Below are 13,752 nucleotides of genomic sequence, written 5' to 3'. Positions count from 1 at the left end.
CCGTAAAAAAGTCCGTTAGTAGCCTCGTTCGATGAGGTAGTCGGCGAGGTCGTCGAGGGTGTCGTGGGCGTCGTTGTCGGGGAGGACGCTGAGGTGGTCTTTCCCTTCCTGGACGAGGTCTTCGGCGAGTTCGCGGGCGAACTGGATGCTGCCGGCGTCCTGGAGGGTGTCGAGGGCGTCGTCGATTTCGGCTTCGGTGACGTTCTCGGGGTTGTCGGCGTCTACGAGGCCGTCAACGTCCACGCCCTGTTCGCGGGCGTGGAGGGTGATGACGGTGCGTTTGCCTTCGACGAGGTCGCTACCGCGTTGTTTCCCGAGTTCCTCGCTTGGGACGGTGAGGTCGAGGACGTCGTCCTGAATCTGGAACGCCTGGCCGATGGCGCGGCCGTACTCGTAGAGGGCGTCGATGGTGTCCTGGTCTGCGCCGAGCACGATTCCGGGGACGGAGGCGGCGGCGGCGTACAGGACGGCGGTCTTCAGTTCGACCATGTCGAGGTACTCCTCGATGGTCACGTCGCCGCGGGTTTCGAAGTCCACGTCGTACGCCTGGCCTTCACAGATGTGGGTGCACGTGCACGCGAGCATACGGAGGGCGTCGAGGCCGCGCTCCGGCGGTGCGTCGGTGCGGAGCATGATTTCGAACGCCTTCGAGTAGAGGGTGTCCCCGGCGAGTATCGCGGTCTCGGTGTCGTACTCGCGGTGGACGGCGGGGACGCCGCGTCGGAGGTCGTCGTCGTCCATGATGTCGTCGTGGATGAGCGTGAACGACTGGATGACCTCGATGGAGACGGCGGCCGCCATCACGTCCACGGTGCCGTCGTTGAGCGACGGGAACGCCTGGTAGTCCTCGCTCAACGGTTCCACGTCGAGCAACGCCTCCCCGACGAGCATCGAGACGGTCGGGCGGAGACGCTTCCCGCCGGCTTCGAGGAGGTAGCGAGACGCCTCGTAGAGCCGTTCGGGTTCCGCCATCGGGAGTTCCTCGTCGATGGCGTCGTTCACTTGCTCCCGGCGGTCTTCGATGGCCGCGAGCACCGTTTCCTCACGTGCTTCCTGCGTCATTCTACGAGCTGAATGATGTTGCCGTTGTCGCTCAGGTGGAGGTCGCGCCCGATCTCGTAGCCCTCGCTCTTCGCGAGCCTCGCGTACTTCCCGAAGTGTTCGAGGTCGTGGTGCGCGGGGATGACGTGCTGGGGCTGGAGCGCGTTCAGCATCTCGTAGTGGCCTTCCTCGCGGAGGTGGCCGGAGACGTGGATGTCGTCGTAGATGCGCGCGCCCTGCATCCGAAGGAGCTGTTCGGACTGGTAGCGCTGGCCCTCGTTCGTCGGCTCCGGAATCACGCGCGCGGAGAAGATGACCTTATCGCCGCTCTCGATGTCGTACGGCGTCTCGCCGCGACCCATCCGGGTGAGCATCGCGCGCGGCTCGCCCTGGTGGCCGGTGACGATGGGGAGGAAGTTCTCCTTGCCCTCGTTCATGATGCGCTTGAACGCGCGGTCGACGCTCTTGCGGTGGCCGAACATCCCGAGGTTGTCCGGGAAGTTCACGCGACCCATGCGCTCTGCGGTGCCGGAGTAGCGCTCCATCGACCGCCCGAGCAGAATCGGCTCGCGACCGATCTCCTGCGCGAACTCGATGATGCTGGACACGCGGGAGACGTGGCTGGAGAACGTCGTGGCGACGATACCGCCGTCGTAGTCTTCCATGCTGTGAATGGTGTCCTGGAGTTCGCGGCGCGCGACGGACTCGCTCGCCGTCCGGCCCTTCCGGCCGGCGTTCGTCGTGTCCTCGATGTACGCGAGCACGCCCTCGTCCTCGCGGCCGATTTCGCGGAACCGCTTCATGTCGATGGGGTCTTCGAGGACGGGGTCGTGGTCGAGGCGCTTGTCGAGGCCGTAGACGATTGCGCCCTCGGGCGTGTGGAGGACGGGGTTGATGGCGTCGATGATGGAGTGCGTGACGTGCACGAACTCCAGTTCGCAGCGCTCGCCGATGGGCATCGTCTCGCCCGCTTCCATCTCGACGAGGTCGTTCTCGACGCCGAACTTCTGCTCGCTCTCGATCTCGTCCTTCACGAGTTCGAGCGTGAACGGGGACGCGACGATGGGCGCGTTGTAGCGGTGTGCGAGCTTGCTGAGCGCGCCGATGTGGTCGAGGTGGCCGTGCGTCGGCACGATGGCCTGCACGTCGCCCTCCAGTTCGCTCATGACGCGGTCGTCCGGAATCGCGCCCATGTCGATGAGGTCGAGGCTGTGCATCTGTTCGGTCTCGACGTTGTCGTGAATCAGGACCTGCGAGAGGTTGAGGCCCATGTCGAACACGACCACGTCGTCACCTGCTCGGACGGCAGTCATCTGCCGGCCGACTTCTTCGTATCCGCCGATTGTTGCGATCTCGATTTCCATTGTTGATCACTGAGAGCCGGGTGGCTCTATGAAACCCCCGCCGGAGTGGCGGCCGCGGGTCGCGGCGTCTTACGGCCGTCGTCCCGCCGCCGGTATCCGTCCGGCGGGACGCTTCTTAGGCCACGTTACGATTCCCGGTATTAAAAGTAGCAGGGTCTCGCGGGACACCGAAACCCGGATAGCGGTGTCGTTACCCGCGTACGGTGGTTCCCGCGTCCTCGCCGCGCAGGAAGTCCGCGAGGTCGTCCGGTCCGAACACTGACGCGGGCGCGTCGAGCGCGAGCAGCTCCCGAACCTTCCCCGCCATGCCGCCGGTCACGTCCGTGTCCTCGCTCCCGCCGAGCACGGCCGCCACGTCGTCGTAGGCGTCTACCGCCGGAATCACGTCCCCGTCGTCGTCGAGGACGCCGGGGACGGTCGAGCAGAGGCCGACGCGGTCGGCGTCCAGCTGGGCGGCGAGCGCCGTCACGACCTCGTCGCCGCTGAGGATGGTCGCGCCCGCGCCCGCGTCCGCGACCACGTCGCCGTGCAGGACGGGCGTGAATCCCTCCGCGAGCATCGTCTCGACCTGGTTCGCGTAGAACTCCAGGCCGTCGTCGCGGCGCGCCGCCGAGAACGGCCGGACGGGCACGCCCGGGACGCCCGCATCGTCGAGGTAGTCGAGCACCGCCTTGTTCAGCCGCGTCATCGAGTCGTGAATCTCCCGAACCGCCCGCGCGTCCCGGGTGCCGTCGGTCGTCGAGACGCCGTGTTCGTCCGCGTAGTAGTGCCCGAAACTCCCCGCGCCGTGCACGATAACGAGATCGTCCACGTCTGCCTGCCCGAGCACGCCGGCGAGGCGGGCGAGCGAGTCGAGGTCGACGGTCTCGCGCTCGTCCTTCTCCGTGATGACGCTCCCGCCGAGTTTGAGGACGATCATTCGACGCGCACCCCGTCCTGGGCGAGTTCCGCGCGGAACGCTCGCGTGCAGTCCGGCGTCAGCGAGAGCGCGGTCTTCGTGCCGCGCTCGCTGTCCAGCGCGACGATACAGCCGCCGCCGCCCGCGCCCGTGAGTTTCGCGCCGAGCGCGCCGCCGTCGCGCGCCGCCCACACCATGTTGTCGAGCGACCGCCCGGAGACGCCGAGCGCCGCGAGCAGGCCGTGGTTGAAGTTCATCAGCCGACCGAGCTCCGCGAGGTCGCCGTCCGTGAGCGCGTCCTCTCCCTGCCGGACGAGGTCGCCGATGGCCGCGACGGTGTCGTTCGCGAAGTCGTACTCATCCTTGAGCTTCCGGACGCCCGAGACGAGTTCGCCGGTGTCGTGGCTCGTGCCGTCGTATCCGACGACGAACGGGAGGTCGGGCGTGTCGAGCGTCCGGCACTCGTCGCCCTCGACGCGCACCGCACCGCCCATCGCCGAGCAGAACGTGTCCGCGCGCGACGCCTGTCCGGCCTGCACGTCGTACTCCACCTGGTACGCGCGCTCGGCTATCTCGCGGGCGTCGAGGTCGCAGCCGAGTTCCGCGGTCGCGGCGGCGATACCCGCGACGGCGACCGCCGCGGACGACCCGAGCCCCGCGCCGAGCGGGATGTCGCTCTCGATTTCGACGTTGAACCCCGCGTCCGGCGCGTCCGCGGCGTCCCGCGCCTGCGCGACCGCGGCGTCCACGTACCCGAACGCCGCCTCGATGAGCGGCGTCGGCACGTCCACGTCCGGCCGCTCGTCGCTCGACCCGCTGTACTCGACCGTGAACCCGTCGAGCGAGAGGTCGTCCGCGCTCACGCGGAGGCGGTCGTCCGCGCGGGCCTCTACCGTCACCGACGCCCGACGCTCGATGGCGCACGGAACCGCCGGCTCCCCGTAGACGACGGCGTGCTCCCCGAACAGATAGACCTTGCCGGGGGCGCTCGCAGTAGTCGACATACCCGAGAGTCCGGGCGACCGAGTGAAAGACCGTTCGGTTCGCACTCTCGGCGCTGTCGCTCGCCACCGGAGAAACAGGACAGAAACGAAAGAACCCCGCTAGATTTCGCTCTCGAAGTCTTCGAGGGCGTACGACGGTTCCGCGCCGCGGCGGTCGAGCGTCTCGTTCGCGAGCAGCCAGTAGACGACGCTGAGGGCGCGACGGCCCTTGTTGTTCGTCGGGACGACGAGGTCGACGTTACTGGTCTGGTTGTTCGAGTCACACATGGCGATGACGGGGATGCCGACCGTGATGGCTTCCTTCACCGCCTGCGCGTCACCGATGGGGTCGGTGACGACGAGCACGTCCGGCTCGATGTAGCCGTCGTACTGGGGGTTCGTGAGCGTCCCCGGGATGAAGCGGCCCGTACGGGCACGCGCGCCGACGGCGTCCGCGAACTTCTCCGCGGGGAACCGGCCGTACTGACGGCTGGAGGTGACGAGCACCTGCTCGGGGTCGTAGTTCGCGAGGAAGTTCGCGGCCGTGCGGATGCGCTCGTCCGTCTTCGAGACGTCGAGCACGTACAGGCCGTCGGTGCGGACGCGGTGGATGAACCGGTCCATGTCCTCGGTCTTCTGCTGGGTACCGATGTGGACGCCAGCGCCGAGGTAGTCCTCGACGGGGATGAGGAGGTCGGCTTCGGCGTCGCTCATGACGTCCTCCGCCGACTCCGTCGGTTCTGCGGCCGGAGCGTCCTCGGCGGCGTCCTCGGTGTCGGCCTCGACGGCCTCCTCCTCGGACGCGGCCTCGGCCGCGTCGGCCTCGGTCGATTCTTCGGGTTCGAGTTCTTCTTCGTTCTCGCTCATAGGGCTTCGTCCGCGATGCGGATGAGTTCGTTCAGCTTAGCGGTTCGCTCGCCGCCCACGGTTCCCGTCTTGATGAACGGGGCGTCCGCGGCGACGGCGAGGTGTGCGATGGTCGCGTCCTCCGTCTCGCCGCTCCGATGCGACACGACGGGCGTGTAACTGGACTCGACGGCGAGTTCGATGGCGTCGAACGCGTCGCTGAGGGTTCCGATCTGGTTCGGCTTCACGAGGATGCTGTTCGCCGCACCCCGCTCGATTCCCTCCTGGAGACGGTTCGTGTTCGTGACGAACAGGTCGTCGCCGCAGACGAGCGTTCGGTCGCCCACGCGGTCGGTGAGTTCCGCGAACGCCTCGTAGTCGTCCTCGTCCAGCGGGTCTTCGACGTACACGAGACCGTACTCCTCGACGAGGTCGGCGATGTACTCGACCTGCTCCTCGGTGGAGCGAGTCGTGTCGCCGTACACGTACGCGTCCTCGTCGGCGTCGTACAGCTCCGCGCCGGCCACGTCGAGTCCGAACTCGATGTCGAACCCAAACGCGTCCTCGACCTCGTCGACGGCTTCCGCCATCAACTCGAACGCCTCGGCGTCGCTGATCGAGGGAGCCCACGCGCCCTCGTCGCCTTTCGCCGCGGGCGTGCCGCGCTCAGTGAGGAGTTCGCCGACCGTCTCGTGGACGGCGGCGTTCGCGAACACGGCGTCCCGGACGTTCGGCGCGCCGACGGGTGCCGCGAGGAACTCCTGGATGTGGGTGGCGTCGGCGGCGTGCTCGCCGCCGCCGATGACGTTCCCGAGCGGAACCGGATAGTTCCGCCCGCGGAACGCGCCGCCGAGGTGCTGGTAGAGCGGCGCGCCGAGCACGTCGGCTCCGGCCTTCGCCGCCGCCATGCTGATGGCGACCGCGGAGTTCGCGCCGATGGTGGAGAAGTCGTCGGTACCGTCCGCCGCGTGCAAGGCCTGATCGACCTCGCGCTGGTCGGCGGCGAACGCCCGTCCTTCGAGTCGGGGAACCGCGTGTTCGCGGGCCGCGGCCACGGCCTCCTCCGCCGGAAGCTCGATGGCCTCGTACTCGCCCGTGCTCGCGCCCGACGGAGCCGCCGCGCGGCCGTGCCCACCGCTCTCGGTGTGCACGTCCGCCTCGACGGTCGGATTCCCGCGGGAGTCGAGCACCGTCCGCAGCCGAACCGACTCGATTCGCGTCATTGCTCTCTCCGAACCGTGAAGGGCAGCACGTCCGCGTCGTACTCCTCGGCCGCGATGAGGATGGGCTCCGTCTGGTCGGTGTCCACGAGTACGGGCGCCCCGTAGGACACCTGGAGCGCTCGCGCACCGATGATTCGAGCCTTCTCGTAGCGGTTGTACTCCCCCCTCATTGGTAGGGGCTCACGACGTCCACGAGGTCTTGGTGGCTGACGAACATCCGCCGGCAGCAGTAGCGGTCGAGCCCGAGGTCGTCGAGGACTTCCTCGGGGTCTTCGTCACCCTCCTTGGAGGCGGCTCGCGCCTTGAACTCCTCCCAGTGTTCGCCGATGACTTTACCGCAACTGAAACACCGGACTGGTACCATCATGGTTTGTATACCTCAGCGGTAGGACTTCTGGTAGCGCGCCCGAGCGCCCGGGCCGCCCCACTTCTTGGACTCGCGCTGCCGCACGTCGTTCACGAGGAGCGACCGGTCGAACTCCATGAACGCGTCGCGGAGTTCGGCGTCGTTCCGGAACTCCACGATGCCGCGCGCGATGGCGGTGCGGACGGCGTCAGCCTGTCCGGCGAACCCGCCGCCGTTCACGGTCACGTCCACGTCGATGTCGTCGCGGAGGTCGTCGCCCGCGATGCGGAACGGCTCCAGCATCTTCAGGCGCGCGACCTCGGGTTCGACGAGTTCGACGGGCGTGGAGTTGATTCGCACACGACCCTCGCCGTCGCTCACGGTCGCCCGCGCGACGGCGGTCTTCTTCTTTCCGCTCGTGTTGGTTACCATGTGACGTTAGCACCGAGTTCTTCGGACACTTCTCCGAGGGTGACGAACTTGATGTTCGACAGGCGGTCGAGGGAGGTTCCGTCGAGAACCTCGCCGTCCTCGTCGGTGTGGTTGCCGACGTAGATGCGGACGTTCTCGAACGCCTCGCGACCGCGATCCTGCTTGTAGGGAAGCATCCCGCGCACCGCGCGCTTGAAGATGCCGTCCGGTCGCTTCGGATAGTACGGTCCCGAGTCGGAACCGAGTTCCGCGCGCTTCCGGTACGTCGCGAACGTCGCTTCCTTGTTCCCCGTGATGACCGCCTCCTCGGCGTTCACCACGGCGACGGACTCGCCTTCGAGGGCGAGGTCGGCGACGTTCGACGCGACGCGACCCAGGATGCAGTCGCCGGCGTCGACGACGACATCCGCGTCGAATTCTGCGAGACTCATCGAATCACCCGGACGTTCGACCCTTCGGGGTTCTGCTGGACTGCCTGTTCTAGCTGGACGGTCTCGCCGTTCGCGTGCTCGATCTTCGTCTCCGCGCTGCCGGAGAAGTCGACAGCGGCGACCGTGACGGATTTCTGGAGCACGCCGGACCCGAGCACCTTGCCGGGCACGACGACGGTTTCGTCCTCGTTCGCGTACCGTTCGATGCGACTCAGGTTCACCTCTGCGTGCGTCCGGCGCGGCTTCTGCAGCCGCTCCGCGACGTCGCCCCAGACGTCCGCGCCCTCGTCGCGAGAGACGGACTTCAGCTCGGCGATGAGACTGCTGAGTCGTGGACTCGTCTTACTCATAGTTCTGACTGTGTGTAGTTAGGAGTGGAGTGCAGGGAGCAGGATTTGAACCTGCGAACCTCTACAGGACAGCGCCCTGAACGCTGCGCCTTTGGCCAAACTTGGCTATCCCTGCACGCCCGTTGAGAAGGCGTACCTCCACGTTGGCCCCCGCCCTTCATACCGATTTCGGTCCGACGGAGCGACCGCTCCGCCGGGGTTCGAACGCCGGTAGTGTGGGTCGGGGAGGTCATTTTGTTATAGTTGGACTGCCTGTTCGAGTTCGTCCGCGCGCGAACTCAGGGAGTTCACTGCGCGGAGCACCAGTTCGTCGACGGGCATCGAGCCGTCGGACTCGACGTGGAAGACGAACGCGCCCGGCACGTCGTGGAGTTCGACCTCCTTGCCCTCGTAGCGCTGGGTGAGGTCGTGGTCGAACTCCTCAGTCGGGACGAGTTCGCCGTCGTCCTCGATGACGCCCCGAACGATGTCGGGTTCGTCCTCTGCGTACTCGTCCGCGTCACCGACGACTTCGACGCGCTGGAGGTGGCGGTAGCCGACGCCCACGCCGCCCTGGTGTTTGGCGTGGTCGCGGCCCCGACCGAGCACGGCGTCCGCTTCGAGTTCCAGCCGCTGATCCTCCTTCAGCTCGATGATGGGGACGTTCTTGTCCGCCGGCTCGACCTGCGGGTCGTCGGAGACGAGGTCGCCCGAGTAGGCGACCCCGGGACCCTCGACGTCGAGCGCGAGCGTGACGCCCTCGCCCTCCTCGAACTCGCCCTCGGGCGTCGTGAGCGGCACGAGGCCCAGGCGGAGCGCGAGTTGCTCGTCGAACATCACGCTCGAGTTCTCGACGAACCGAACGGTGTCGATGGAGAGCGTCGGGACGTCCGCGATGATGGCCCGACGGATGCCGTTCGCGAACGCGGGCGTCGCGTTCCGAACGAGGAAGCGGGATTCCCGGTCGCCGTGGTCGATGAATTCGACGTCGAAGTCAGTTGCCATGTGTTAGAATCCCGAGTTCTTGGGGGGTCGCGTCCCGTCGTGCGGGATGGGGGTGACGTCCTCGATGCGGCCGATTTCGATGCCGGCACGGGCGAGCGCGCGAATCGTCGCCTGCGCGCCCGGGCCCGGGTTCTGCTGGAGGTTGCCACCGGGGCCGCGCACGCGAACGTGCACGCCCTCGATACCCTGTTCTTTCACGTCCTCTGCGATCTTCTCCGCCATCTGCATCGCCGCGTACGGCGACGCCTCGTCCCGATTCTGCTTCACGACCGCGCCACCGCTCGACTTCGCGAGCGTCTCCGCTCCCGTCTCGTCGGTGATGGTGAGGATCGTGTTGTTGAACGAGGCGTGCACGTGGGCGATGCCCCATTTGTCGTCTGTTTCTTCAGCCATGGTTTACTCCTGGTTGTCCGCTCGCGCGGGGTGAAGCTCGTCCGTGAGCGGGCTGGTTTCGTCGAACTCGATGGCGTCCTCCTCCGCGACATCGACCTTGTACGACGGCGCGGTGACGCGGTGGCCGTCGACCGTGATGTGGCCGTGCGTGAGGAACTGTCGCGCCTGCTTGGGCGTGTTCGCGAGACCCTTGCGGTACGCGACCGTCTGGAGGCGGCGTTCGAGCACGTCGGTCACGTCCAGCGACAGGACGGAGTCGAGTTCGTCCGTCTCGCCGAGGATGCCGATGCGCTTCAGGCGGGCGAGGAACTCCTCGCCCTCCCGCTCCTCCTGGTTCGTGGTGCCGAGGAGGTCACGCGCCTCGCGGCGGTACGAGCGCAGTTCGGACTGCGCGCGCCAGAGTTCTTCCTTGTTCTTCAGGCCGTAGCGGCCGAGGAGGTCGGACTCCTCGGCGATGCGCTCGCCCTGGTAGGGGTGGTTCGGCGTCTCGTAGAACTTGGTGTTCTCGCCGGGAAGCGCCATTATTCACCACCCTCCGCTTCTTCTTCGGCTTCTTCGCGGAGCTCCTCGACGTTCACGCCGATGGTGCCCTCGGTACGACCGGTGGACTTGGTGCGCTGACCGCGGACTTTCTGTCCGCGCTCGTGGCGCACGCCCTTGTACGACCGAATCATCCGCATCCGGTTGACGTCCTGATTCCGCGTGAGTTCGACGTCGTTTCCGGTGATGTGTTCGGTTTCGCCGGTGTAGAAGTCGTTGCGTCGGTTCGTCAGCCAGTCGGGAACCTCGTCAGCGAAGCCCTCGACGGACTCGACGACGGCTTCGATCTCGTCGTCGTCGAGTCGGCCGAACGTCGCCGAGCGGTCGACGCCGGAGTTGTCGGCGACGATTCGCGCGGTGCGTCGACCGAGACCGTCGAGTTCGGAGAGGGCGCGCTCGACGGTTTTGGTGCCGTCGAGGTCCGTCTGACCGATGCGGACGAAGTACTGGAGTTCCTCGTCTTCGTCCGGTTCTTGTTGGTCTTCTGCACTCATAGTTTGATTTCGTGGGTGTTCGTTGCGGTTGAGGCGTCGTGGCGGGGATTTGAACCCCGGAGGCTTACGCCACAGAGTTAGCAACCCTGCGCCTTGACCAGGCTAGGCTACCACGACCCGTTCTCGTGTGTACTGTCGCCCTCTCGGACTCGGGACCTCGCGCCCCTACAGTGACTGCATCAGTAACGAACCACCGCCCTTACTTAAACATCACGAACCGCCGTCACCCGGGGGAGCGTCACGCCGTCACGTACTTCTCGTTCACTTCCCAGCCGCCGTCGCCGTCCCGCACCATGTACTCGCCGTAGAACGGCACGCGCTCGTCCACCGTCCGCTCGAACGCCTCCTGAATCTCGGGTTTCGTCATCTCACCCATCGATTTCAGGTCGTCGTTCCGGTTCAGACAGCCCTTGAGGTATCCCTCGTGCGTGACGCGCACGCGATGGCAGTTCGCGCAGAAGTTCGCGTTCCCCACGGGGTCGACGATTTCCACCATCCCGCCGTTCACCCAGTAGCGCTTGCGGTCGTGCATCTCGCGGTGCTCGATTTCGTCCGCTTCGTCCGCGAGCCAGTCGTGGACGCGGTCGATGTCCACCGCCCACTCGGGCTTCCCGACGAGTTCGGGCATGAACTCGATGAGCTGGAGCTGGAGCCCCGAGTTCTCCGCGACGTGCTCGACCATCCCCTCCACGTAGCCCGCGGTCTTCTCGAAGACGACCATGTTGAGCTTCACGGGGTCGAGGCCGGCGTCGAGCGCGGCGTCCACGCCCTCCAGCACGCGGTCGTACGCGCCGGACTGCGTGACGTGCTTGAACTGCTCGCGGTCGAGCGCGTCCTGACTGACGTTCACGCGCTCCAGGCCGGCGTCCACGAGCGCTTCGGCGCGCCCGGGGAGGAACGTGCCGTTCGTCGTCATCGACACCTCCATCGACTCCGGCGTCCGCCGAATAATCTCCTCCAAGTCGTCGCGCAGCATCGGCTCCCCGCCCGTGAATTTCACGGAATCGACGCCGTACTCTTCTACGACTTCGAGGAAGCGAACCACGTCGTCCGCGCTCATCTCGTGGTCGCGCGCGTCCATCGGCCCCCGCGTGTCCCCGAGTCCCTCGTTGTGGCAGTAGACGCAGTCGAAGTTACAGCGGTCGGTGAGGGAGACCCGAACCCCCGAGACCTCCCGCCCGAACGAGTCCTCGCGCATACCCATACCTCCCGCCCGGACGTGCATAAAATCGTGGGTAGAAGCGCGTTTCCGTAACTGGAATCGGTTACATCCGCCGGTACGCAATCCTTATCCACGCCACACCACCTACTCCGCGCCATGACTCCCGAGGACGTACGCGACATCCTCCGCACCGTCGAGGACCCCGACCTCGGCGACGACATCGTCTCGCTCAACCTCGTCAACGACATCCGGGTCGAGGGCGACACCGCCAGCGTCTCCCTCGCTCTCGGCGCGCCCTACGCCCCCAACGAGACCTCCATCGCGAACCGCGTCCGCGACGCGCTCAGCGACGAAGGCCTCACCCCCGACATCTCCGCGCACACAGACACCGACAGCTCCGTGCTCCCCGGCGTGAAGAACGTCATCGCCGTCGCCTCCGGGAAGGGCGGCGTCGGCAAGAGCACCGTCTCCGTCAACGTCGCCGCCGGCCTCGCCGACCGCGGCGCACGCGTCGGCCTATTCGACGCCGACATCTACGGCCCGAACGTCCCCCGCATGGTCGACGCCGACGACCACCCCAAGGCCACCCAGGACGACACCATCGTCCCGCCCGAGAAGTACGGGATGAAACTCATGAGCATGGCGTTCATGGTCGGCGACGACGACCCCGTCATCTGGCGCGGCCCTATGGTGCACAAGGTCATCACCCAGCTCGTCGAGGACGTCGAGTGGGGGAACCTTGACTACCTCGTCGTCGACCTCCCGCCCGGAACCGGTGACACCCAACTCACCATGCTCCAGACCGTCCCCCTCACCGGCGCGGTCGTCGTCACCACCCCCCAGAACGTCGCCATCGACGACGCCCGCAAGGGCCTCCGCATGTTCGGCAAACACGACACCCCCGTCCTCGGAATCGCCGAGAACATGAGCACGTTCACGTGCCCCGACTGCGGCGGCCACCACGACATCTTCGGCAGCGGCGGCGGCGAGGAGTTCGCCGACGACAACGACCTCCCCTTCCTCGGCTCCCTCCCCCTCGACCCCCGCGTCCGCGAAGGCGGCGACGGCGGCCGCCCCATCGTCCTCGACCAGGACAGCGAGACCGGCGACGCCTTCCGCGACCTCGCCGGCAACGTCGCCAACATGACCGGCATCCTCAACCGCCGCAGCCTCCAGTAACCATGCTCAGCGACGACGAAAAACGCGAGATACTCCGCGACGTCGCCAGCGACCTCCGCGACGAGAGCGACGAAGGCGAGAAGATAGCCGCCATCCTCCAGCGCGTCAGCGACCTCTACGACGACGACGAGGACACCAGCCCACAGGAAATCTACCTCAACATGCGGAACATCCTCCAGGTCAGCGAACAGGGCGGCCTCGACCGCTAACGCCGCCACCACCACGCGCCACCGAGCAACACCACACCAAGGACTCCCGCCACGAGCAGCGGAACGCCGTCCGGAATGTCGTCACCGCCCGAACCACCGTACGAATACCCGCCGTTCGGCCCGTCCAGCCTGAACGGCTCATACGCCTCCCGCTCGTACTCGGTCTCTGACCCAGCAGCCCCGCTGAACTCCACCTGCTCCAACGCCCCCTCCGTCTCGTTCGGCTTCCCCATAAACAACCGAATCTCCCCCCGAACATCCGACCCAACCGGCTCCAACAACTCCAACATCACCGTCTCAGAGGTTCCGGGTAGGGGATTCGCCATACTAGACGACGCAGAAGTTTCTTCGGTATATGCAACGGCGTGTGACACATACCCCGTCTTGCTGGGGTTCTCCACAGTCACGTAGACGACTGTTGATTCGTTCCCACGAGCAGTCCCAGTATCGACTTCGATATCAGTGATTCTTGGGACTGGTACGGCCCCGGGATGTAGGGTATTGTATTCTTGGTCGAACGTGAACTTCGCTGCGGCACCGAACGTAGTGAGGTTTACTGTGTGCACTACGGATTCAACATCCAATCCATCAGTGACGTTGAACGATTCCTGGTATGTTTCTCCGGCAGAGATGTTGAAATGTGGCTGGGCGTACAGCCAGCGATCCACGGTGATCTCGTATCCCGTCTGCCTGGTTTCTTCGTGTGGGTTGTACGCGGTAAGGTCGATTTGCTTCGTTTGCTCGTCGAACGACACGGTGTATTCGATACCGCCGAAGGACGTGAACGTCTCCGTCTGGGGCGGCATCTGTAATCCCGTGCAGAGGAGGATTGTGCAAACAGACAGTATAGCAATATATTTTTTATTTACCATATTTG

The 13,752-nt window shown here is 66.1% G+C and carries 19 protein-coding genes and 2 tRNA genes; 2 read left to right on the top strand and 19 right to left on the bottom strand.

Annotated features, from left to right (window positions below; genetic code table 11):
• Positions 1-15: 15 nt before the first annotated feature.
• From idsA3 to moaA, 18 genes are all read right to left on the bottom strand, one after another.
• The gene (gene idsA3, locus LI334_RS08700) at positions 16-1,062 is read right to left on the bottom strand and encodes a geranylfarnesyl diphosphate synthase (protein WP_227260194.1); all 1,047 of its coding nucleotides are present in this window, start codon (positions 1,060-1,062) and stop codon (positions 16-18) included.
• Positions 1,059-2,405: an RNase J family beta-CASP ribonuclease gene (locus LI334_RS08695; protein ID WP_227260192.1), complete on the bottom strand. Its 1,347-nt coding sequence runs from the start codon at positions 2,403-2,405 to the stop codon at positions 1,059-1,061. The genes idsA3 and LI334_RS08695 overlap by 4 nt, the downstream gene beginning before the upstream one ends.
• Before the next feature lie 190 nt (positions 2,406-2,595).
• A complete protein-coding gene (locus LI334_RS08690) occupies positions 2,596-3,324 on the bottom strand; it encodes an isopentenyl phosphate kinase (protein WP_227260190.1) in 729 nt (242 codons plus the stop codon).
• Complete coding sequence (gene mvk, locus LI334_RS08685; RefSeq protein ID WP_227260188.1) at positions 3,321-4,307, bottom strand: mevalonate kinase; 987 nt, start codon at positions 4,305-4,307, stop codon at positions 3,321-3,323. The genes LI334_RS08690 and mvk overlap by 4 nt, the downstream gene beginning before the upstream one ends.
• Positions 4,308-4,406: 99 nt before the next feature.
• Positions 4,407-5,153 carry a 30S ribosomal protein S2 gene (rpsB, locus tag LI334_RS08680; protein ID WP_227260186.1) on the bottom strand — a complete coding sequence of 249 codons (747 nt, stop codon included), beginning with the start codon at positions 5,151-5,153 and terminating at the stop codon, positions 4,407-4,409.
• Positions 5,150-6,355 (bottom strand): phosphopyruvate hydratase, encoded by a 1,206-nt coding sequence (eno, locus tag LI334_RS08675; protein WP_227260185.1) that lies wholly within the window; start codon positions 6,353-6,355, stop codon positions 5,150-5,152. Before eno ends, rpsB begins: the two co-directional genes overlap by 4 nt.
• Positions 6,352-6,525 carry a DNA-directed RNA polymerase subunit K gene (locus LI334_RS08670; protein WP_145846810.1) on the bottom strand — a complete coding sequence of 58 codons (174 nt, stop codon included), beginning with the start codon at positions 6,523-6,525 and terminating at the stop codon, positions 6,352-6,354. Before LI334_RS08670 ends, eno begins: the two co-directional genes overlap by 4 nt.
• Positions 6,522-6,722 (bottom strand): DNA-directed RNA polymerase subunit N, encoded by a 201-nt coding sequence (locus LI334_RS08665; protein ID WP_145846812.1) that lies wholly within the window; start codon positions 6,720-6,722, stop codon positions 6,522-6,524. The genes LI334_RS08670 and LI334_RS08665 overlap by 4 nt, the downstream gene beginning before the upstream one ends.
• 12 nt (positions 6,723-6,734) lie before the next feature.
• Complete coding sequence (locus LI334_RS08660) at positions 6,735-7,133, bottom strand: 30S ribosomal protein S9 (protein WP_227260183.1); 399 nt, start codon at positions 7,131-7,133, stop codon at positions 6,735-6,737.
• Entirely contained in the window at positions 7,127-7,564 is a 438-nt protein-coding gene (locus tag LI334_RS08655; RefSeq protein ID WP_227260181.1) for a 50S ribosomal protein L13, read from the bottom strand. The genes LI334_RS08660 and LI334_RS08655 overlap by 7 nt, the downstream gene beginning before the upstream one ends.
• The gene (locus LI334_RS08650) at positions 7,561-7,914 is read right to left on the bottom strand and encodes a 50S ribosomal protein L18e (protein ID WP_227260179.1); all 354 of its coding nucleotides are present in this window, start codon (positions 7,912-7,914) and stop codon (positions 7,561-7,563) included. Before LI334_RS08650 ends, LI334_RS08655 begins: the two co-directional genes overlap by 4 nt.
• Positions 7,915-7,944: 30 nt before the next feature.
• Positions 7,945-8,029, bottom strand: a tRNA-Leu gene (locus LI334_RS08645).
• Between the two features lie 122 nt (positions 8,030-8,151).
• A complete protein-coding gene (locus LI334_RS08640; RefSeq protein WP_227260178.1) occupies positions 8,152-8,898 on the bottom strand; it encodes a DNA-directed RNA polymerase subunit D in 747 nt (248 codons plus the stop codon).
• Positions 8,899-8,901: 3 nt separating this feature from the next.
• A complete protein-coding gene (locus LI334_RS08635; RefSeq protein WP_227260176.1) occupies positions 8,902-9,291 on the bottom strand; it encodes a 30S ribosomal protein S11 in 390 nt (129 codons plus the stop codon).
• Between the two features lie 3 nt (positions 9,292-9,294).
• Positions 9,295-9,813: a 30S ribosomal protein S4 gene (locus tag LI334_RS08630; protein WP_227260174.1), complete on the bottom strand. Its 519-nt coding sequence runs from the start codon at positions 9,811-9,813 to the stop codon at positions 9,295-9,297.
• The gene (locus LI334_RS08625) at positions 9,813-10,325 is read right to left on the bottom strand and encodes a 30S ribosomal protein S13 (RefSeq protein ID WP_227260172.1); all 513 of its coding nucleotides are present in this window, start codon (positions 10,323-10,325) and stop codon (positions 9,813-9,815) included. The genes LI334_RS08630 and LI334_RS08625 overlap by 1 nt, the downstream gene beginning before the upstream one ends.
• Before the next feature lie 34 nt (positions 10,326-10,359).
• Positions 10,360-10,442: transfer RNA gene (locus LI334_RS08620), tRNA-Ser, on the bottom strand.
• Positions 10,443-10,563: 121 nt separating this feature from the next.
• The gene (moaA, locus tag LI334_RS08615; protein WP_227260170.1) at positions 10,564-11,523 is read right to left on the bottom strand and encodes a GTP 3',8-cyclase MoaA; all 960 of its coding nucleotides are present in this window, start codon (positions 11,521-11,523) and stop codon (positions 10,564-10,566) included.
• Between the two features lie 120 nt (positions 11,524-11,643).
• On the opposite strand from moaA, the gene LI334_RS08610 reads away from it, so the two are divergent.
• Positions 11,644-12,666, top strand: coding sequence for an Mrp/NBP35 family ATP-binding protein (locus LI334_RS08610; RefSeq protein ID WP_227260169.1), 1,023 nt, complete (start codon positions 11,644-11,646; stop codon positions 12,664-12,666).
• Positions 12,667-12,668: 2 nt separating this feature from the next.
• Complete coding sequence (locus LI334_RS08605; protein WP_227260167.1) at positions 12,669-12,875, top strand: hypothetical protein; 207 nt, start codon at positions 12,669-12,671, stop codon at positions 12,873-12,875.
• Here LI334_RS08605 and LI334_RS08600 read toward each other — a convergent pair.
• A complete protein-coding gene (locus LI334_RS08600) occupies positions 12,872-13,630 on the bottom strand; it encodes a hypothetical protein (RefSeq protein WP_227260165.1) in 759 nt (252 codons plus the stop codon). The two genes, LI334_RS08605 and LI334_RS08600, sit on opposite strands and share 4 nt — an antisense overlap.
• Positions 13,631-13,752: the final 122 nt, after the last annotated feature.

The organism is Salarchaeum japonicum (assembly GCF_020614395.1).
GTDB classification, from domain to species: domain Archaea; phylum Halobacteriota; class Halobacteria; order Halobacteriales; family Halobacteriaceae; genus Salarchaeum; species Salarchaeum japonicum.
The sequence above is the reverse complement of the archived record's forward strand: the minus strand, read 5'-3'. Positions and strand labels throughout refer to the sequence as shown.

Excerpts from the sequence above, each read along its gene's own strand:
- mvk (WP_227260188.1), bottom strand. The coding sequence starts at position 4,307 with ATGTCGACTACTGCGAGCGCCCCCGGCAAGGTCTATCTGTTCGGGGAG.
- moaA (WP_227260170.1), bottom strand. The coding sequence starts at position 11,523 with ATGCGCGAGGACTCGTTCGGGCGGGAGGTCTCGGGGGTTCGGGTCTCC.
- LI334_RS08655 (WP_227260181.1), bottom strand. The coding sequence starts at position 7,564 with ATGAGTCTCGCAGAATTCGACGCGGATGTCGTCGTCGACGCCGGCGAC.
- LI334_RS08665 (WP_145846812.1), bottom strand. The coding sequence starts at position 6,722 with ATGATGGTACCAGTCCGGTGTTTCAGTTGCGGTAAAGTCATCGGCGAA.
- LI334_RS08610 (WP_227260169.1), top strand. The coding sequence starts at position 11,644 with ATGACTCCCGAGGACGTACGCGACATCCTCCGCACCGTCGAGGACCCC.
- LI334_RS08660 (WP_227260183.1), bottom strand. The coding sequence starts at position 7,133 with ATGGTAACCAACACGAGCGGAAAGAAGAAGACCGCCGTCGCGCGGGCG.
- LI334_RS08630 (WP_227260174.1), bottom strand. The coding sequence starts at position 9,813 with ATGGCGCTTCCCGGCGAGAACACCAAGTTCTACGAGACGCCGAACCAC.
- LI334_RS08640 (WP_227260178.1), bottom strand. The coding sequence starts at position 8,898 with ATGGCAACTGACTTCGACGTCGAATTCATCGACCACGGCGACCGGGAA.
- LI334_RS08670 (WP_145846810.1), bottom strand. The coding sequence starts at position 6,525 with ATGAGGGGGGAGTACAACCGCTACGAGAAGGCTCGAATCATCGGTGCG.
- rpsB (WP_227260186.1), bottom strand. The coding sequence starts at position 5,153 with ATGAGCGAGAACGAAGAAGAACTCGAACCCGAAGAATCGACCGAGGCC.
- LI334_RS08605 (WP_227260167.1), top strand. The coding sequence starts at position 12,669 with ATGCTCAGCGACGACGAAAAACGCGAGATACTCCGCGACGTCGCCAGC.
- eno (WP_227260185.1), bottom strand. The coding sequence starts at position 6,355 with ATGACGCGAATCGAGTCGGTTCGGCTGCGGACGGTGCTCGACTCCCGC.
- LI334_RS08695 (WP_227260192.1), bottom strand. The coding sequence starts at position 2,405 with ATGGAAATCGAGATCGCAACAATCGGCGGATACGAAGAAGTCGGCCGG.
- LI334_RS08690 (WP_227260190.1), bottom strand. The coding sequence starts at position 3,324 with ATGATCGTCCTCAAACTCGGCGGGAGCGTCATCACGGAGAAGGACGAG.
- LI334_RS08625 (WP_227260172.1), bottom strand. The coding sequence starts at position 10,325 with ATGAGTGCAGAAGACCAACAAGAACCGGACGAAGACGAGGAACTCCAG.
- LI334_RS08650 (WP_227260179.1), bottom strand. The coding sequence starts at position 7,914 with ATGAGTAAGACGAGTCCACGACTCAGCAGTCTCATCGCCGAGCTGAAG.
- idsA3 (WP_227260194.1), bottom strand. The coding sequence starts at position 1,062 with ATGACGCAGGAAGCACGTGAGGAAACGGTGCTCGCGGCCATCGAAGAC.
- LI334_RS08635 (WP_227260176.1), bottom strand. The coding sequence starts at position 9,291 with ATGGCTGAAGAAACAGACGACAAATGGGGCATCGCCCACGTGCACGCC.